This is a genomic window from Streptomyces sp. NPDC048566, from assembly GCF_043199735.1.
In the GTDB taxonomy this organism is placed as follows: domain Bacteria; phylum Actinomycetota; class Actinomycetes; order Streptomycetales; family Streptomycetaceae; genus Streptomyces.
Window position 1 is genome coordinate 608,806 of sequence record NZ_JBICWL010000002.1, and the last position, 17,177, is coordinate 625,982.

Annotated in this window: 15 protein-coding genes, 1 pseudogene and 1 riboswitch; of the genes and pseudogenes, 12 read left to right on the forward strand and 4 right to left on the reverse strand. The window is 73.9% G+C overall.

Annotated elements, in window-relative coordinates; genetic code table 11:
• Positions 1 to 514: 514 nt before the first annotated feature.
• The 3 genes and pseudogenes from ACGFS9_RS06580 to ACGFS9_RS06590 form a co-directional block, all read left to right on the forward strand.
• Positions 515 to 1,189: pseudogene (locus tag ACGFS9_RS06580) on the forward strand (HAD family hydrolase); the annotation flags it as partial.
• Between the two features lie 520 nt (positions 1,190 to 1,709).
• On the forward strand, positions 1,710 to 2,525 hold the full coding sequence (locus tag ACGFS9_RS06585) for a carbon-nitrogen hydrolase family protein (RefSeq protein WP_393251192.1): 816 nt from the start codon (positions 1,710 to 1,712) through the stop codon (positions 2,523 to 2,525).
• 85 nt (positions 2,526 to 2,610) lie between these two features.
• Entirely contained in the window at positions 2,611 to 4,305 is a 1,695-nt protein-coding gene (locus ACGFS9_RS06590) for a flavin monoamine oxidase family protein (RefSeq protein WP_393251193.1), read from the forward strand.
• A gap of 38 nt (positions 4,306 to 4,343) precedes the next feature.
• Here the strand turns inward: ACGFS9_RS06590 and ACGFS9_RS06595 are convergent, their stop codons facing one another.
• Entirely contained in the window at positions 4,344 to 5,018 is a 675-nt protein-coding gene (locus ACGFS9_RS06595) for a DUF5995 family protein (protein ID WP_393251194.1), read from the reverse strand.
• A gap of 171 nt (positions 5,019 to 5,189) precedes the next feature.
• Here ACGFS9_RS06595 and ACGFS9_RS06600 point away from each other — a divergent pair, with 171 nt between their 5' ends.
• Complete coding sequence (locus tag ACGFS9_RS06600; protein ID WP_393251195.1) at positions 5,190 to 6,296, forward strand: glycoside hydrolase family 6 protein; 1,107 nt, start codon at positions 5,190 to 5,192, stop codon at positions 6,294 to 6,296.
• Here ACGFS9_RS06600 and ACGFS9_RS06605 read toward each other — a convergent pair.
• On the reverse strand, positions 6,278 to 7,672 hold the full coding sequence (locus ACGFS9_RS06605; RefSeq protein ID WP_393251196.1) for a uracil-xanthine permease family protein: 1,395 nt from the start codon (positions 7,670 to 7,672) through the stop codon (positions 6,278 to 6,280). The genes ACGFS9_RS06600 and ACGFS9_RS06605 overlap by 19 nt on opposite strands.
• Before the next feature lie 334 nt (positions 7,673 to 8,006).
• Between ACGFS9_RS06605 and ACGFS9_RS06610 the strand changes: the two genes are divergently transcribed.
• Positions 8,007 to 8,465, forward strand: a complete 459-nt coding sequence (locus tag ACGFS9_RS06610; protein WP_393251197.1) for an acyl-CoA thioesterase — start codon at positions 8,007 to 8,009, stop codon at positions 8,463 to 8,465.
• Here the strand turns inward: ACGFS9_RS06610 and ACGFS9_RS06615 are convergent.
• Entirely contained in the window at positions 8,425 to 9,636 is a 1,212-nt protein-coding gene (locus tag ACGFS9_RS06615) for an MFS transporter (protein WP_393251198.1), read from the reverse strand. The genes ACGFS9_RS06610 and ACGFS9_RS06615 overlap by 41 nt on opposite strands.
• A gap of 131 nt (positions 9,637 to 9,767) precedes the next feature.
• On the opposite strand from ACGFS9_RS06615, the gene ACGFS9_RS06620 reads away from it, so the two are divergent.
• Complete coding sequence (locus ACGFS9_RS06620; protein WP_393251199.1) at positions 9,768 to 11,003, forward strand: ROK family transcriptional regulator; 1,236 nt, start codon at positions 9,768 to 9,770, stop codon at positions 11,001 to 11,003.
• A 13-nt stretch (positions 11,004 to 11,016) separates the two neighbouring features.
• On the opposite strand, the gene ACGFS9_RS06625 is transcribed toward ACGFS9_RS06620, so the two are convergent.
• On the reverse strand, positions 11,017 to 11,766 hold the full coding sequence (locus tag ACGFS9_RS06625) for an SDR family oxidoreductase (protein WP_393251200.1): 750 nt from the start codon (positions 11,764 to 11,766) through the stop codon (positions 11,017 to 11,019).
• Positions 11,767 to 12,469: 703 nt separating this feature from the next.
• Positions 12,470 to 12,600, forward strand: a riboswitch (FMN riboswitch).
• A gap of 155 nt (positions 12,601 to 12,755) precedes the next feature.
• Between ACGFS9_RS06625 and ACGFS9_RS06630 the strand changes: the two genes are divergently transcribed.
• The 6 genes from ACGFS9_RS06630 (at position 12,756) to hisG (ending at position 17,164) form a co-directional block, all read left to right on the forward strand.
• Positions 12,756 to 13,391, forward strand: coding sequence for a riboflavin synthase (locus ACGFS9_RS06630; protein WP_393251201.1), 636 nt, complete (start codon positions 12,756 to 12,758; stop codon positions 13,389 to 13,391).
• Positions 13,388 to 14,023, forward strand: coding sequence for a nicotinamide riboside transporter PnuC (locus ACGFS9_RS06635; protein WP_393251202.1), 636 nt, complete (start codon positions 13,388 to 13,390; stop codon positions 14,021 to 14,023). Before ACGFS9_RS06630 ends, ACGFS9_RS06635 begins: the two co-directional genes overlap by 4 nt.
• The gene (locus tag ACGFS9_RS06640) at positions 14,020 to 15,354 is read left to right on the forward strand and encodes a bifunctional 3,4-dihydroxy-2-butanone-4-phosphate synthase/GTP cyclohydrolase II (protein ID WP_393251203.1); all 1,335 of its coding nucleotides are present in this window, start codon (positions 14,020 to 14,022) and stop codon (positions 15,352 to 15,354) included. Before ACGFS9_RS06635 ends, ACGFS9_RS06640 begins: the two co-directional genes overlap by 4 nt.
• Before the next feature lie 82 nt (positions 15,355 to 15,436).
• Positions 15,437 to 15,922, forward strand: coding sequence for a 6,7-dimethyl-8-ribityllumazine synthase (gene ribH, locus ACGFS9_RS06645; protein WP_393251204.1), 486 nt, complete (start codon positions 15,437 to 15,439; stop codon positions 15,920 to 15,922).
• 33 nt (positions 15,923 to 15,955) lie between these two features.
• Positions 15,956 to 16,228, forward strand: coding sequence for a phosphoribosyl-ATP diphosphatase (locus ACGFS9_RS06650; protein ID WP_081223298.1), 273 nt, complete (start codon positions 15,956 to 15,958; stop codon positions 16,226 to 16,228).
• Between the two features lie 78 nt (positions 16,229 to 16,306).
• Positions 16,307 to 17,164, forward strand: a complete 858-nt coding sequence (gene hisG, locus ACGFS9_RS06655) for an ATP phosphoribosyltransferase (protein WP_393251205.1) — start codon at positions 16,307 to 16,309, stop codon at positions 17,162 to 17,164.
• Positions 17,165 to 17,177 lie beyond the last annotated feature (13 nt).

The following is a 17,177-nucleotide window of genomic DNA, read 5'->3' on the forward strand; positions in this document are numbered from 1 at the left end:
CGAGGCACGGCAGGCGCCGGGCCGCGTTCCCCCGGGGCCGTCCGGGCTCCGGTGCCGGGAGTCCGGCCGCGGCCGGCGGGTGCCCGCCGGCGGCGACCGGTCCGGCGTGGTGAGGCCGGACCGCCCGGCAGGGGAGTGCCGAACGCCGGTGGGCCGCCCCGCGCCCGTCCGCAGGGCCGCCCTCCCGGTGACGTGCGGCGCCGGTAGGAGCGCGTCCCGCGGGGCGTGCCTCCGGCGGTCCGACGGCCGGCACGGGGCCGTTCGGGACCCCCGCGGTGCGGGTCCGCCTCGCGAGGGAGGCAAACCGGCTTACATGGCCGGGTGGGCCCGGCGAGCCCGGCGCCCACCCCCGTACCGCCGGGGTTGCGGTGGTCGGCCCGGCGGTCGGCCGCCCCGTCCGGCTCCCGTCCGCGCGCGACAACCCGCCCCGCGGCCCTCGCACGCCCCGGGGCCCCGCCGCCCTGCGGCCATGGTCGTACCCCCCCCACATCCCCCACCGAAGAAAGAGGTCACCGTGCGCCACGAGATCGCCGCCCGACTCCCCCTCCAGGCCGTCCTGTTCGACATGGACGGCACCCTCGTGGACACCGAGCGACTGTGGTGGGAGGCGGTGGAGCAGGTGGCCGGGGTCTTCGGCCACACGCTCACCGACGCCGACCAGCCCGAGGTGCTCGGGCGCGCGGTCGAGCACACCGCCGGCTGGCTGGCCGCGACCAGCGCGTCACCGGCCGGGACGATCGCCCGCGACCTGCACCGTGCGTTCGGCGAGCGGGTCCGGACCGGCATCGTGCCCCGGCCCGGGGCGACCGTACTGCTCGACGCCCTCGCCCGGGAGAGCGTTCCGACCGCCCTGGTCACCGCCTCTCCGCGGGCGATCGCCGACACCGTCCTCGCGGCCCTCGGTCCCGAGCGCTTCGCCGTCTCCGTCACCGCCGACGACACCGAGCGCACCAAGCCGGCCCCCGATCCCTACCTCGCCGCCTGCCGTGCGCTCGGCGTCGACCCCGCGGCCTGCGTCGCCGTGGAGGACACGCGGACCGGCGTCGCCTCAGCCGAGTCCGCGGGCTGCGCGGTCCTCGCCGTGCCCTCCCTCGCGCCGATCGGCCCGGCCGCCGGGCGCACGGTGCTGAGCAGCCTGGAGGGGGTGACCCCGGACCGGCTGCGCGCCATGATCGCCTGGGGCGGCCCGACGCCGTCCGGTGACGTCGGCCCGGGACGCCGCGGACCCGCCTGACCCTCCCACCGGAGCACCCGGCCCGCAGCGCGGTCGGGGGGCCGCTGCACCGCCGTATCGCCGGCGGGGCCGGCACCGTCCTCGGGCGTCGGGTGCGTTCGACGTGGGCGTGCGGTCCGGTCCGGGAGCCCGGATCCGCGTGCCCGCCGGGCCACGCGGAGCGCGACGGCGACGGAGGTCGCGGCCGTGGCGCGGTGCCGGGCGGAAGGAGGGTCGCGGGCGGTCCGGCGGTGCCCCCGCGGACTCCGGCCGCGCCGGCCGACCGGACGCCGGGACCGGCCTGTGACCTGCGTCTCCCCGCTGTGTGGGGCGGCGGGGGGCCGCCGGGGGCTGCGCAATGAATCGCCGTCGCCGGGTCCCCGCACGCAACGAATCGTTCGGTGGCGCGCAACGGGTTCTTCTTGTCCGGCCGAGGCCGCCGACCGTACCGTCTAACAGGCCCCCCAGACCCCCTCCGTACCGGTGGAGAACACGCATGCGCACAGCCCTGCTCCAGAGCTCCGGCCGCCCCGGCTCGGTCGCCGAGAACCTGACGGTGCTCGACGAGGCCGCGGGCCGGGCGGCGGCGGCCGGCGCAGGGCTCCTCGTGACCGCCGAGCTGTTCCTCACCGGCTATGCCATCGGTGACGGCGTCGGACGCCTCGCCGAGCCCGCCGACGGCGACTCCGCCGACGCGGTCGCCGAGATCGCGGAACGGCACCGCGTGGCCGTCGCCTACGGCTACCCCGAGCGCGACCGCGGCACGGGCGCCCCGGCCGGCGGCACGCCCGACGTGTACAACTCCGTCCAGCTGATCTCCGCCGACGGCGCCCGGCTCGCGAACTACCGCAAGACCCACCTCTTCGGCTGCTTCGAACGGGAGCACTTCACCCCCGGCGACCGGACCGTGGTGCAGGCCGAGCTGAACGGCCTCCGGGTCGGCCTGATGATCTGCTACGACGTCGAGTTCCCGGAGAACGTCCGCGCGCACGCCCTCGCGGGCACCGATCTGCTGCTCGTGCCGACCGCGCAGATGCACCCCTTCCAGTTCGTCGCCGAGTCCGTCGTCCCGGTGCGCGCCTTCGAGAACCAGATGTACGTCGCGTACGTCAACCGCACCGGCCCGGAAGGGGAGTTCGAGTTCGTCGGCCTCTCCACGCTGGCCGGCCCCGACGGCGTGGCCCGGGCCCGGGCGGGCCGCGGCGAGGAACTCGTCCTGGCCGACGCCGACCCCGTCCTGCTGGCCGCGTCGCGGGAGACGAACCCTTACCTGCTGGACCGCCGCCCCGGCCTCTACGGGGCCCTCGTCTGACCACCGGGCCGCCCCGGAACCCCGCTCCGGCCCGGCCCCGCCGACCTCCCCCTCACCCGCTTTTCGCGCAAGGAGTCCGTACCCCATGACGTCCACCGTGCCCAACGCCGTCCAGCACGCCGACGTGCAGCAGCCGCCGATCACCATGTTCGGCCCGGACTTCCCCTACGCCTACGACGACTTCCTCGCGCACCCCGCGGGCCTCGGCCAGATACCGGCGACCGAGCACGGCACCGAGGTCGCGGTGATCGGCGGCGGGCTGTCCGGCATCGTGGCCGCCTACGAGCTGATGAAGATGGGTCTCAAGCCCGTCGTGTACGAGGCCGACGAGATCGGCGGCCGGCTGCGCACCGTCGGCTTCGAGGGCTGCGACCCCTCGCTGACCGCCGAGATGGGCGCGATGCGCTTCCCGCCCTCCTCCACCGCCCTCCAGCACTACATCGACCTGGTCGGCCTCAAGACCAGTCCGTTCCCCAACCCGCTCGCGGAGTCCACGCCCTCGACGGTCGTCGACCTCAAGGGCGAGTCCCACTACGCGACCTCCGTCGACGACCTCCCGCAGGTCTACCGCGACGTCATGAACGCCTGGAACGCGTGTCTGGAGGATGGCGCCGACTTCTCCGACATGAACCAGGCCATGCGCGAGCGCGACGTCCCGCGCATCCGGGAGATCTGGTCGCGCCTGGTCGAGAAGCTGGACAACCAGACCTTCTACGGCTTCCTGTGCGACTCGGAGTCCTTCACGTCCTTCCGGCACCGGGAGATCTTCGGCCAGGTCGGCTTCGGCACCGGCGGCTGGGACACCGACTTCCCCAACTCCATCCTGGAGATCCTGCGCGTCGTCTACACCGAGGCCGACGACCACCACCGCGGCATCGTCGGCGGCTCCCAGCAGCTGCCGCTGCGGCTGTGGGAGCGCGAGCCGGAGAAGATCGTCCACTGGGCGTACGGCACCTCGCTGTCGTCGCTGCACGCCGGCACCCCGCGCCCGGCGGTCACCCGGCTGCACCGCACCGCGGGCAACGGCATCACCGTGACGGACGCGAACGGCGACATCCGCACCTACAAGGCGGCGATCTTCACCGCCCAGTCCTGGATGCTGCTCTCCAAGGTCGCCTGCGACGACTCGCTCTTCCCGATCGACCACTGGACGGCGATCGAGCGCACCCACTACATGGAGTCCAGCAAGCTCTTCGTGCCCGTCGACCGGCCGTTCTGGCTCGACAAGGACGAGGAGACCGGGCGTGACGTGATGTCGATGACGCTCACCGACCGGATGACGCGCGGCACCTACCTCCTGGACGACGGCCCCGACAAGCCGGCCGTCATCTGCCTCTCGTACACCTGGTGCGACGACAGCCTCAAGTGGCTGCCGCTGTCGGCCAACGAGCGGATGGAGGTGATGCTGAAGTCGCTGGGCGAGATCTACCCGAAGGTCGACATCCGCAGCCACGTCATCGGCAACCCGGTCACCGTGTCCTGGGAGAACGAGCCCTACTTCATGGGCGCGTTCAAGGCCAACCTGCCCGGTCACTACCGGTACCAGCGCCGCCTGTTCACGCACTTCATGCAGGACGCGCTGCCCGAGGACAAGCGGGGCATCTTCCTCGCCGGCGACGACATCTCCTGGACGGCCGGCTGGGCCGAGGGCGCCGTCCAGACCGCTCTCAACGCGGTCTGGGGCGTCATGCACCAGCTCGGCGGCACGACCGACCCGACGAACCCCGGCCCCGGCGACCTCTACGAGGAGATCGCACCGGTCGAACTCCCGGAGGACTAAGGGCTGTTCCGTCTTTCGCGCCGCGCTGGGCGGCCGGATCACCGCGGCAGCGGAGTGAGCAGCATCCGGCCGGCCAGCCCGACGACGGCGTCCAGGCGCTCGGCGAACTCCTCGGCCAGGTCAGGGAGTTCGCGCAGGGCCCAGAGGGCCCGCGCCGCGGACCAGGTCGCCTCGCGGGCCCGCTCCAGGCTCCAGGCGCCGAGCAGATGGGTGAGCGGGTCGGCGATCTGGAGCAGGTCGGGTCCCGGCATCAGGTCCTCGCGGACGCACTCCTCCAGCGAGGCGAGGAGGTCGCCCACCCGGTCGAACGCGTCCTCCAGATCGGCCGGTTCGCAATCGAGCGTACGGCAGGTGTCCACGACGGCGAGCGCGAGGTCGTGCCCGATGTGCGCGTTGATGCCCGCGAGCGCGAACTGCAGCGGCCGTACTCCCGGATGACGGCGGAACTGGAGCAGCGGGCGCCAGCAGGCCGGCGCCCGGCCCTCCTCGGCCACCGCCAGATAGCGCTCGGCGAACCGCACGTCCAGCGCCGCGGCGGCACGGCGGTCCGGGAAGAACCCGGAGTCCAGCCGCCGGTCGAACTCCTCGGTGACGGTGAGGTAGACGCGGTTGAAGACCGCGACGCCGTCCCGCTCCGGCAGCGTCGCGTCCAGCGCCCGCAGCCGGGCGACGATCGCGTCTACGGCGGTGGTGAGGTGTGCCGACTGGGCCATGGAGGCAGCGTCCCAGTCCTAGGGTGGCCGCGGTGCCACCGGGCCGGAGGCTTCCCCAGAACGGGGGAACGCGCACGGGGCGCGGTGGGGGGACGGGACGTGCCACGCTTGGGTGACCGGCGGCGGTCCGCGCGCCGGCTGGGACGCGGTCGATCCGGCGCGCGGGGATTCATGGTCGCGGCGGCCTCGGCCGTGGTGGCGATCGGGGCGGTGACGGGCGCGGTGTCCGCCCTGGGCGAGGGCCGGCCGTCCGGCGCGGCGAAGCCGCCGCCCACCGCGGCGCCGACCCTGCGTCCGCTGCCCGCCGTGCCGACCGCGTCGCGCCGGACCGCCGCGCCCTCGCCGTCCGCCTCCGCGGTGACGCCCTCCGCGACCGCGTCGCCGCGCCCGACGCCGTCCCGGACCGCCGCCGCACCGGCGCGGCTCTACAGCCACCCCGACTCCCAGGTCCGCGAGTGGCTCGACGCCCACCCCGGTGACGCGCGGCGGGACGTCATCGCGTCCCGGATCGCGGACCGGCCGGCTGCGGTGTGGTTCGCCGACTTCACCCCGTCCACCGTCACCGCCCGGGTCCGGGCCGTCACGTCGTCGGCCGCCGCGGCCGGCCGGGTCCCCGTCGTCGTGCCGTACGCCGTACCGCAGCGCGACTGCGGCGGCGCCTCCGAGGGCGGGGCGCCCGACCTCGCCGCGTACGACGCCTGGATCGACGCCTTCGCGGCGGGTCTCGGCTCCGGCGAGGTCGTCGTCGTCCTGGAACCCGACTCGATCGCGCAGTCCGAGTGCCTCGACGAGGAGCAGCGCAGCGGCCGGTTCGCCTCCCTGGCCCGCGCCGGCCGGGTCCTGAAGGCGGCCGATCCCCGGGCGCGCGTCTACTTCGACGCCGGCCACTCCGACTGGAACCCGGCCGACCGGCAGGCCGGACTGCTCCGCCGGGCCGGCGCGGCCTCGGCGGCCTCCTCCGACGGCATCTTCACCAACGTGTCGAACTTCAACCGGACGAGCGAGGAGACCGGCTACGCCCGCAGCGTGCTGGCCGCGCTCGGCGGGCCACCCGGCCTGGGCGCCGTCATCGACACCAGCCGCAACGGCAACGGGGCCCCGGCCGACGGCGAGTGGTGCGACCCGTCGGGCCGAAGGATCGGGCAGGCGCCCACCCTGGCCACCGGGGTGGCGGGCATCGACGCCTATCTGTGGGTGAAGCTGCCCGGCGAGTCGGACGGCTGCAAGGGCTCCCCGGGAACCTTCTCGCCGGAGTACGCCTACGAGCTGGCGCGCTGATCGTCCGCCTCGTCGTAGCGGGACGTCCCCGAGTCCAGCAGCGGGGTCCGGGTCTTCAGGTGGGCCGGGGCGAGCGCCCGCAACCCGTGGTAGCCGGTGATGACGACGATGGTGCCGAGGGCGATGCCGTTCAGCGAGAACGTGTCGGTGAACTTCAGGCTCACCCCGCCGATCCCGATGATGATGCCCGCCGCGGCCGGCACCAGGTTCAGCGGATTGCGCAGGTCCACCCGGGCGTTGAGCCAGATCTGCGCACCGAGCAGGCCGATCATGCCGTAGAGGATCACGGTGATGCCGCCGAGGACGCCGCCGGGGATCGCCGCCACCACGGCTCCGAACTTGGGGCACAGGCCGAACAGCAGGGCGAACCCGGCAGCGGCCCAGTAGGCCGCCGTGGAGTAGACGCGGGTGGCGGCCATCACGCCGATGTTCTCGGAGTAGGTGGTGTTGGGCGGACCGCCGACCGCGGTGGAGAGCATCGAGGCGACACCGTCGGCGGAGATCGCGGTGCCCAGCCGGTCGTCGAGCGGGTCGCCGGTCATCTCGCCGACGGCCTTGACGTGGCCGGCGTTCTCGGCGACGAGGGCGATGACGACCGGGAGCGCCACCAGGATCGCGGACCACTGGAACGCGGGCCCGTGGAAGGCCGGGAGCCCGATCCAGTCGGCCTTGCCGACGCCGGAGAAGTCGAGCCGCCAGTGGTCGGTGACCTTGCCGCTCGCGTCCACCGAGTGGATCGGGCCGAAGACCCGGTCGAAGACCCAGGAGACCGCGTAGCCGAAGACCAGGCCGAGGAAGATCGCGATGCGCGACCAGAACCCGCGCAGGCACACGACGGCGGCGCCGGTGACCAGCATGGTGAGCAGTGCGGTCCACTGGTCCTGCGGCCAGTAGGTCGAGGCGGTCACCGGCGCCAGGTTGAAGCCGATGAGCATGACCACCGCGCCGGTCACGATCGGCGGCATCGCGGCGTGGATGATCCGGGCGCCGAAGCGCTGCACGGCGATGCCCACCAGCACAAGCGCGACACCGACCACGAACACGGCCCCGGTGACCGTGGCGCTGGTGCCGCCCTGGGCGCGGATCACGGCGGCGACGCCCACGAAGGACAGCGAGCAGCCGAGGTAGCTGGGCACCCGGCCGCGGGTGGCGAGCAGGAAGACCACCGTCGCGACGCCGGACATCATGATCGCGAGGTTGGGGTCGAGGCCCATCAGGACGGGCGCCACGAAGGACGCACCGAACATGGCCACCACGTGCTGGGCGCCGAGTCCCGCGGTCCGCGGCCAGGAGAGGCGTTCGTCGGGGCGGACGACCGCCCCGGGGGCGGGGGTCCGCCCGTCGCCGTGCAGTTTCCAGCGGACGCCGAGGTCCATGGTGCGATGTCGCTTTCTCTGTACGTGAATCCGTCCGGACCATTGTCGGGGCCGACCGGAGGTCCTCCGTCCACCGAGGTCGGGCCGCCGCCCCGCGCGGTCGGGTGCCGCGCGTGCGCGCCCCCCGTCCGGCGGGCCGAGCCTCCGTCGTCCTGCCGCGTCCCGGCCCGCCGGCCCGTCCCACCCTGCCCCGCCTGCCTGCCTGCTGAGCGTTTGCTTAGGATGAGGGGCACGTCAACGGCCCGGGAGGTTCCGGGCGGACCGGGTCCCCCGCCGCCGGACGCCCCCCTGGGCCGCGCCCGCCCCTCCCCAGCACGTCCAGGAGTCCCCGACCGTGACCGCCGAAGCCCCCTCCGCCCCCGTCCGCCTCCCGGGCCGGCTGCTGCCCGTCACCGTGCACTTCGACGACCTCGACGCGCTGGGCCTGCTGCACAACGCCCGCTACCCGGTCCTGGTCGAGCGCGCCTGGACCGCGCTGTGGAGCGAGCGCGGCGTCGGCTTCGACGGCGACTGGGCGGCGGCGGGCGACGCCTGCAACGCGGTCAAGGAACTCCGGATCACCTACGAGGCCCCGGTGGACCGCCCCGGCGCCTACGCCGTCCACCTGTGGCTGGAGCGGCTCGGCACCACCGGGCTGACGTACGGCTTCCGGTTCTGCTCGGCCGACGGCTCGCTCACCTACGCCCACGGCACGCGTGTGCTGGTCCGCCTCGACGCGGCGACGCTGCGTCCCGCGCCGTGGAGCGAGACCTTCAGGGCCGCGGGCCGGGAACTGCTGCGCCCGGCGGACTGACCTTCGGCCGGTCGCGGTCCCCGGCGCGCAGCACTCCCGCCAGCACGGTCAGACCGCACGCCAGCGCGGTGACCAGGGTGAACGACACGACCAGGCTGGTCGCCTGCGCCACCGAACCGATGAGGCTCGGGGCGATGAGCCCCGAGGTGTAGGTGATGGTCGCGACACCGGCGATGGCCTGGCTGGGGTTGGGCCCGCTGTGCCCGGCCGCCGCGAAGCAGAGCGGCACCACGACCGCGATGCCGAGGCCGAGCAGCGCGAAGCCCGCCATCGCCGGGGCCGGGCGGTCCGCGACGACGATCAGGAGCCCGCCCAGGGTGGCGAGGACGCCGCCCGCCCGGACGGTGCGCACTGCGCCGAAACGGTTCACCACCGTGTCGCCGACCAGCCGGGCCACCGCCATGGTCAGCATGAAGCCCGTGGTGGTGGCGGCGGCCAGGCCCGCCGAACTGTTCATCCGGTCCCGCAGGTAGACGGCCGACCAGTCCAGACTCGCGCCCTCCGCGAACACCGCGCAGAAGCCGACCGCGCCGATGAGCAGCGCCGACCGCGGAGGCAGCGCGAACCGCGGCGGAGGCTCCTCGCCCTCCGTGGGCTGGAGGTCGAGCACCCACCGGCAGGCGACGAGTCCGAGGACCGTGAGGACCGCCGCGGCCAGCGCGTGGTGCACCCGTGCGTCCGAGCCCAGGTGCGCGGCCAGGGTTCCCGCCGCCGAACCGGTCAGGGCGCCGGCGCTCCACATCCCGTGCAGGCCCGACATGATCGACCGGTCGAGGCGCCGTTCGACCTCGACCCCCAGGGCGTTCATCGCCACGTCCGACATCCCCGCCGTCGCCCCGTACACGAACATCGCCAGGCACAGGGTGAACAGGCCGGGCGCGACGGAGGGGAGGACCAGCGCCATGGTCCACAGGGCCAGCAGTCCGCGCAGCGCCGTGCGGCTGCCGAAGCGGTGGGTGACGCGGCCCGCCAGCGGCATCGAGCAGGAGGCTCCGAACGCCGTGAAGGCCAGGGCGAAGCCCAGCGCGCCCGCGCCGACCGAGGCGTGGTCCTGGATCCAGGGCACGCGGGTCGCGAACGACCCGGTCACCGCTCCGTGCACGGCGAAGACCGCGGCCACGGCGTACCGCGCGCGCCTCACCGTCCGCCGCTCGTACGGTGCTTCGGTCATGCTCGGACCCCTCCCCGGCGGACGCTTCCCCGATCTGCGGCCGTAAACTATCAGGAACCCTGCCTGATAGATAGATGCCCGTCCGCCGCCCCGTCCCGAGGCGGTCCCGCCGATCTGGGAGGATTCCCGGCATGCCCGCATCCCCGAGCACCGCCCGGGCCATCAACGACCGGCTCGCCCTGCGCCTGTTGCAGCAGGAGGGCCCCTTGACGGCGAGCCGGCTGAAGCAGCTCACCGGACTGTCCCGCCCGACCGTCGCCGACCTCGTGGAACGCCTCACGGACTCCGGTCTCGTCACGGTCGTCGGGGAGTCGGGCGAGCAGCGGCGGGGCCCGAACGCCCGGGTCTACGGGATCGTCGCGGACCGCGCCCACCTGGCCGCCCTGGACATCCGCACCGAGGGCGTCTCCGTGGTCGTCTCCGACCTGGTCGGCGCCGTCCTCACCGAGGCGTCGGTGCCCATCGACGGCGGCAGCGGGACCGGCCCGGCGGTGGAACGGGCGGTCGCCCTGGTGGAACGCGCCGCCACGGAGGCGGGCTCCCTCGGCGCGGCGCCCCCGGCCGGACCCGGACGGGGCTGGGGCCGGCTGCACACCGTCGGCATCGGCGCGCCGGGGCTCATCGACCCCGGCACCGGCGAACTCCGCGACTCCTCCGGGCTGCCCGCCTGGCACCGCAGACTGGTCGCCGAACTCCAGGACAGGCTGCCCGGGGCCCGCGTCCTGGTCGAGAACGAGACCAACCTCGCCGCGCTCGCCGAGCAGCGCGACGGCGTCGCCCGCGACCGGGACACCTTCGTCCTGCTCTGGCTGGGACACGGCACCGGCGCGGCCGTCGTCCTCGACGGCGCCCTGCGCCGAGGTGCCTCCGGCGGCACCGGCGAGATCGGCTTCCTGCCCGTGCCGGGCACCGCGGCCCTGCCCTCGGCGACCGACTGCGAGGGAGGCTTCCACTCGCTCGCCGGAGGCGCGGCGGTCGCGGAGCTGGCCGGCCGGTTCGGCGTCACCGCCCGGCCGGAGGGACACGAACCGCACGCCGCCGCACTGGTCCGCCGGGCGGTGGCCGGCGCCGCCGGCTCCCCGGGCGCCGCCGCCTTCCTCGACGCGCTCGCCGACCGCCTCGCCATCGGCGCCGCCTCCGTCACCGCCGTCCTCGACCCCGGCTGCGTGGTCCTCGGCGGCGAGGTCGGCCGGGCCGGAGGCGGCGCGCTCGCCGAGCGGGTGGAGCGGCGCCTCGCCCGGATGTCGCCGCTGCCGACCGAGGTGCGCGCCGGCACGCTGGGCGGCGGCGCGGTGCTGCGGGGCGCGCTGATCACCGCCCGGGACGGAGCCCAGGACGACCTCTTCGGGCCGCCCGCGGGCCGGTAGGGGCGGTGCGGGGTCACCTGGGCGCCGGGTACCGCTCCTTCAGGAAGTCCTCGAACGTTCCCCTGCCGACGGCCTGTCCGGGGGTGAGGTGGCCGCCGTCCCGGAAGGCGCGGTAGGTGGCGCCGAAGAGGGGGACTCCGACGACCGGGCGGCGCTTGCCGGTGGCACTCAGGTGCGCGGCGGCCAGGGACCGCAGGCTCCGCACCTCGGGCCCGCCCATGTCCGCGACCCGTCCCGCGGGGGCCCCGGCCGCCAGCTCCGCCAGCCGGGCCGCGACCTCGGCGACCGCGATCGGCTGGTCGTCGGCGCCGGCCGGGAGCAGGAGCACCGGGGGCTTGGCGAGGCCGGTGAGCACCTGGTCCACCAGGTCGTGGAACTGCGTCGCCCGCAGGATCGTCCAGCCGAGGCCCGACTCCCGCACCAGCCGCTCCACCGCCAGCTTGGCCCGGTAGTAGCCCATCGGCACGACGTCGACGCCGACGATCGAGATGTAGAGCAGATGGGGGACGCCGGCGCGGCGGGCCGCCGTGATCAGCCGCTCCGCCGCGCGCTCGTCGCCGCCCCGCGGGCTCGACGCGCAGTGCACGATCGCGTCGGCGCCGAGGACGGCGCTGTCCAGCACGGTGCCCCCCTTGCGGAGATCGACGGCGTACGGCTGGGTGTGCCGGCTCAGCACCCGTACCGTGTGCCCGTCCTCCCGCAGCCGCTCGCAGACGAGCCGCCCGAGGGTTCCGGTCCCGCCCGTCACCAGGATCGTGGTCATGCCGTTCAGCCCCTTTCGACGCGGGACGCTCCCGTGCGAAGCCTCCCCGACCATCAGACCCGGCGGCCCGCGGGGAGGTGACGCGGCGCGCCGCCGTCGCCGCCCCCCCCGTCCGCCGGACCCGGTCGCGGCGGAGGAGGGCCGGCCGCGGTCGGGGAACGAGGCGGACCGGTGCCCGGCGAGCGACGGTGTCGGCCGCTGCGCCGCGCGCCGCGTCGGCGGCGGCCTCGAAGGCGACGGCGCCGGTGGCGCCGGTGGGGGATGGGGGCGCTTGGGTGGCGGGGGCCGGTACCCGAAGGGTCGTGCGCCCGCCCGGGGAGGCGGCCGGGGAGGAGGGTCGCGGGGCGGGTCCGACGGTGGCCGCCCCGGCCGTGCGGGCGGCCCGCGGGCCGGTGGGAGAGACCCGGCGGCGGGGCAAGGGCCTTCGTCACCGCCGCCGGGTCGTTCGTGGGGGACCGGCGATGGGTGATCACGCCGTCTTGGTCGAGGACACTAAGAGGACTAGACCATAGCGTCAATAGGTATGGACCAACCGGACGAACCCGGTGTGCGCCCAACCTCCCCCGCCGCGGGGCGTGTTGCCGCGATCGATGGCCGGGTGGATCGCCGCGGGGTCGCCGCACCCGCTTCCTGTGAGCCACCCCACAGCTCGCCGCCCGTATCGCCGGCGGCACGGCGTGGCACACTGGCTACGTACCAGAAGCAGCGCACTCCGGGGTCGGTGAAATTCCGAACCGGCGGTTACAGTCCGCGACCCGGTCGCTTCCAGCGGCCGGTTGACCAGGTGAAATTCCTGGACCGACGGTTAAAGTCCGGATGGGAGGCAGTGCGCGGCGGGCGAGCATGCGTGCGCGCCGCCGTTTGTCGTGGCTCGTCCCCAGGGACGGGCGCCCTTTCGGCGTCGCCTCCGACGTGTTTCTCGTCCGTTCGTTCTGTCGTCCTCGACAGGCCCCGGAGTCCGTGCCCCATGAGGCAGGAGGACCCGGGAAGTGTTCACCGGAATCGTCGAAGAGCTGGGTGAAGTCACCGCCGTCGAGTCGCTCGACGACGCCTCGCGTTTCCGTCTGCGCGGCCCCGTCGTCACGCAGGGCGCACGCCACGGCGACTCCATCGCCGTCAACGGCGTCTGCCTCACCGTCGTCGCCCACGAGGGCGACGAGTTCACCGCCGACGTCATGGCGGAGACCCTCGACCGCTCCAGCCTCGGTGCCCTCGCCGTCGGCTCCCGCGTCAACCTCGAACGGCCGATGGCCGTGGGCGACCGCCTGGGCGGCCACATCGTGCAGGGGCACGTCGACGGCACCGGCACCGTCCTGGAGCGCAAGCCGTCGGAGAACTGGGAGATCGTGAGGATCTCGCTGCCCGCCGACCTCTCCCGCTACGTGGTCGAGAAGGGCTCCGTCACGGTCGACGGCATCAGCCTCACCGTGGTGGACGCCGGCCCGGACTTCTTCACGGTCAGCCTCATCCCCACCACCCTCGCCCTGACCACGCTCGGCCACAAGCAGCCCGGCGACCCCGTCAACCTGGAGGTCGACGTCATCGCCAAGTACGTCGAGCGCCTGCTCGGGGCACGGGGCGAGCGGCCCGCAGGGCTGCCCGGCATCCCGGAGGCCGGCCGGTGAACTGGCTCAATTCCGAGGCCTTCGTCCTCTTCGGCCAGCACATCATGTGGTCGGACATGATCGGCAACGTGATCGGCCTGATCGCCCTCGCCCTCGGCTGGCGCCGCTCGGTGTGGAGCTGGCCCGTCCAGCTCCTCTCCGGAGTCGTCCTCTTCACCGCCTTCTTCGGGCACCTCGCCGGCAGCGCCGGCAAGCAGGTCGTGGTCATCGCCGTCGCCCTGTGGGGCTGGTGGCAGTGGAGCCGCCGCGAGGGCGAGGACGGCCGCGTCGGCGTGCGGTTCGCCACCTGGCGGGAGCGCGCCGTCATGGCGGGCGCCGCCGCGGCGGGCACCCTCGCGGTGGGCGGCCTGTTCCACGCCTACCCGGCCCTGTCCTGGGACCCCTGGCCCGACGCCTACATCTTCGTCGGCACCATCGTCGCCATGTACGCGCAGGCCCGCGGCATGGTCGAGTTCTGGTTCGCCTGGCTGCTCGTCGACGTGGTGGGCGTCCCGCTCAACTTCGCCAACGGGTACGCCTTCTCCGGTTTCGTCTACGTCCTGTACGGCGCGCTCGTCCTGTGGGGCATGCGCGACTGGTGGCTGCGCTCCCGCGAGGCCGGGCAGCCCGTCCTGGAAGGAGCCCCGGCATGACAACGACGCCGGTCTGGTACAGCACCGGGCACGATCAAGACGCCTCGGACTTCGCGCTCGACCCCGTCGAGCGGGCCGTCGCCGACATCGCGGCCGGCCGCCCGATCGTGGTCGTCGACGACGAGGACCGCGAGAACGAGGGCGACCTCGTCATCGCCGCCGAGAAGGCCACGCCCGAGATCGTCGCCTTCATGATGAGCGAGTGCCGCGGGCTGATCTGCGCCCCCATGGAAGGCGAGGAACTCGACCGGCTGCGCCTGCCGCAGATGGTCGACGACAACACCGAGTCGATGAAGACGGCGTTCACGGTGTCGGTGGACGCCGGTGCCGCACACGGCGTGAGCACCGGTATCTCCGCCTCCGACCGCGCCGCCACCCTGCGGCTGCTCGCGGACGGCACCTCCGGCGCCGACGACTTCGTCCGCCCCGGCCACATCTTCCCGCTGCGCGCCCGGCCCGGCGGCGTCCTGGCCCGCCCCGGCCACACCGAGGCGGCCGTCGACCTGGCCCGGCTCGCCGGGCTGCGCCCGGCGGGGGCCATCGTCGAGATCGCCGGCGAGGACGGCCGCATGCTGCGGCTGCCCGAGCTGATCCCCTTCGCCCGCAAGCACGGCCTGACGATCATCTCCATCGAGGACCTGATCGCCTACCGCCGCGCCGCCGCGCCGGCCGCGACCGCCGACGGGGGCGTGCTCGCATCACCCTCCGTCCGCCGCGAGGCGGAGGTCCACCTGCCCACCGCCTTCGGCGAGTTCACCGCCTACGGCTACCGCTCCACCGCCGACGGGGTCGAACACGTCGCCCTCGTCCACGGCGACCTCGGCGACGGAGAGGACGTCCTGGTCCGCGTGCACTCCGAGTGCCTGACCGGAGACGTCTTCCACTCGCAGCGCTGCGACTGCGGGCCCCAGCTCCAGACGTCCATGGAACGCATCCAGGCCGAGGGCCGCGGCATCGTCGTCTACCTGCGCGGGCACGAGGGGCGCGGCATCGGCCTGCTCTCCAAGCTCCGCGCCTACGAGCTCCAGGAGCGCGGACGGGACACCCTGGACGCCAACCTGGAACTGGGCCTGCCCGCCGACGCCCGCGACTACGGGGCGAGCGCGCAGATCCTGGAGGACCTCGGCGTCCGCAGCCTGCGCCTGATGACCAACAACCCCGACAAGACCGACGCGCTCGCCGGACACGGCCTGCACGTCACCGGCCGCGAGCCCATGCCCGTCCAGGCCGGCGAGCACAATATGCGCTACCTGCGCACCAAGCGGGACCGGATGGGACACGACCTGCCCTGGCTGGACGCGACCACCGTGTCCGCCTGCGGAAGCCAGTGACCGCGTCCGACCCGGCAGCACGGCACCACCGGCAACACTTCAGCACGATCGGCAACGCAGCACAGAGGGACTGAGGAGAGACGTGAGCGGCAAGGGTGCACCCGAACTGTCGGTACGCAACTGCGGCGACCTGCGCGTGGCGGTCGTCGCGGCGCAGTGGCACGACAAGGTGATGGACGGACTCGTCGACGGCGCCCTGCGCGCCCTGCACGAGCTGGGGATCGACGAGCCGACCCTGCTGCGGGTCCCCGGCAGCTTCGAGCTCCCGGTCGTCGCCAAGGTCCTCGCCGGCCGCGGCTACGACGCGGTCGTCGCGCTCGGCGTCGTCATCCGCGGCGGAACACCCCACTTCGAGTACGTGTGCCAGGGCGTCACCCAGGGCCTCGTCCAGGTCTCCGTCGAGACCGGCGTGCCCATCGGCTTCGGCGTCCTGACCTGCGACACCGAGGAGCAGGCGCTGGACCGTGCCGGACTGGAGGGCTCCAACGAGGACAAGGGGCACGAGGCGGTCACCGCGGCCGTCGCGACGGCCGCCACCCTGCGCTCGGTATCCGAACCCTGGCGCTGAGGCACGGCACGGAGCGCGTAGGCTGAGGACACCATGTCCAAGAAGACGTTCGAGGAGCTGTTCACCGAGCTCCAGCAGAAGGCCGCCACCGGCGACCCCGCCACATCGCGCACCGCCGAGCTGGTCGGCAAGGGCGTCCACGCCATCGGCAAGAAGGTCGTCGAAGAGGCCGCCGAGGTCTGGATGGCCGCCGAGTACGAGGGCAAGGACGCCGCCGCCGAGGAGATCTCGCAGTTGCTCTACCACGTCCAGGTGATGATGGTCGCGCGCGGCATCTCCCTCGACGACGTGTACGCGCATCTGTAGGGGCCGAGCCCCGTACCGCCGCGCCCGTCCACCGTCCCGTCCCCGCCCCGAACACCTCACGCAAAGGAAGCCGACCTCATGCTGCGCATCGCCGTCCCCAACAAGGGTTCCCTGTCAGGACCTGCGGCGGACATGCTGCATGAGGCCGGCTACCAGCAGCGCCGCGAGTCCAAGGAACTGCGGATCGTCGACCCGGTCAACGAGGTCGAGTTCTTCTACCTCCGCCCCCGCGACATCGCGATCTACGTCTCCTCCGGACGCCTCGACATCGGCATCACCGGACGCGACCTGCTGATCGACTCCGGAGCCGGCGCGGAGGAGATCCTGCCGCTGGGCTTCGCCCGCTCCACCTTCCGCTTCGCCGCCAAGCCCGGCACCGCCGAGGGCGTCGCCGGCCTCGCCGGCCGGACCGTCGCCACCTCCTACGAGGGCATCGTCGCCAAGTACCTCGCCGAGCACGGCATCGACGCCTCCGTCGTCCACCTCGACGGCGCCGTCGAGACCGCGATCGAACTCGGGGTCGCCGAGGTCATCGCGGACGTCGTCGAGACCGGCACCTCGCTGCGCAACGCCGGACTGGAGGTGTTCGGCGACCCGATCATGAAGTCCGAGGCCGTCGTCGTCCGCCGGGTCGGAGCCGACCTCACCGGGGACGCCGAGCCCAAGGTCCAGCAGTTCCTGCGCCGCCTCCAGGGCGTCCTGGTAGCACGCACGTACGTGATGATGGACTACGACTGCCGTGCCGAGCACCTGGAGAAGGCCATCGCCCTCACCCCGGGCCTGGAGTCTCCGACCATCTCGCCGCTGCACAACGAGGGCTGGGTCGCCGTCCGCGCCATGGTCCCCTCCAAGGAGGCCCAGCGGATCATGGACGACCTGTACGCCATCGGGGCGCGGGCCATCCTCACCACGGCCATCCACGCCTGCCGACTCTGACAGGACCTCAGGA

Coding starts and splice junctions, on each gene's coding strand:
- ACGFS9_RS06585 (WP_393251192.1), top strand. CDS start 1,710: ATGCGCACAGCCCTGCTCCAGAGCTCCGGCCGCCCCGGCTCGGTCGCC.
- ACGFS9_RS06590 (WP_393251193.1), top strand. CDS start 2,611: ATGACGTCCACCGTGCCCAACGCCGTCCAGCACGCCGACGTGCAGCAG.
- ACGFS9_RS06595 (WP_393251194.1), bottom strand. CDS start 5,018: ATGGCCCAGTCGGCACACCTCACCACCGCCGTAGACGCGATCGTCGCC.
- ACGFS9_RS06600 (WP_393251195.1), top strand. CDS start 5,190: ATGGTCGCGGCGGCCTCGGCCGTGGTGGCGATCGGGGCGGTGACGGGC.
- ACGFS9_RS06605 (WP_393251196.1), bottom strand. CDS start 7,672: ATGGACCTCGGCGTCCGCTGGAAACTGCACGGCGACGGGCGGACCCCC.
- ACGFS9_RS06615 (WP_393251198.1), bottom strand. CDS start 9,636: ATGACCGAAGCACCGTACGAGCGGCGGACGGTGAGGCGCGCGCGGTAC.
- ACGFS9_RS06620 (WP_393251199.1), top strand. CDS start 9,768: ATGCCCGCATCCCCGAGCACCGCCCGGGCCATCAACGACCGGCTCGCC.
- ACGFS9_RS06625 (WP_393251200.1), bottom strand. CDS start 11,766: ATGACCACGATCCTGGTGACGGGCGGGACCGGAACCCTCGGGCGGCTC.
- ACGFS9_RS06640 (WP_393251203.1), top strand. CDS start 14,020: ATGACAACGACGCCGGTCTGGTACAGCACCGGGCACGATCAAGACGCC.
- ACGFS9_RS06650 (WP_081223298.1), top strand. CDS start 15,956: ATGTCCAAGAAGACGTTCGAGGAGCTGTTCACCGAGCTCCAGCAGAAG.
- hisG (WP_393251205.1), top strand. CDS start 16,307: ATGCTGCGCATCGCCGTCCCCAACAAGGGTTCCCTGTCAGGACCTGCG.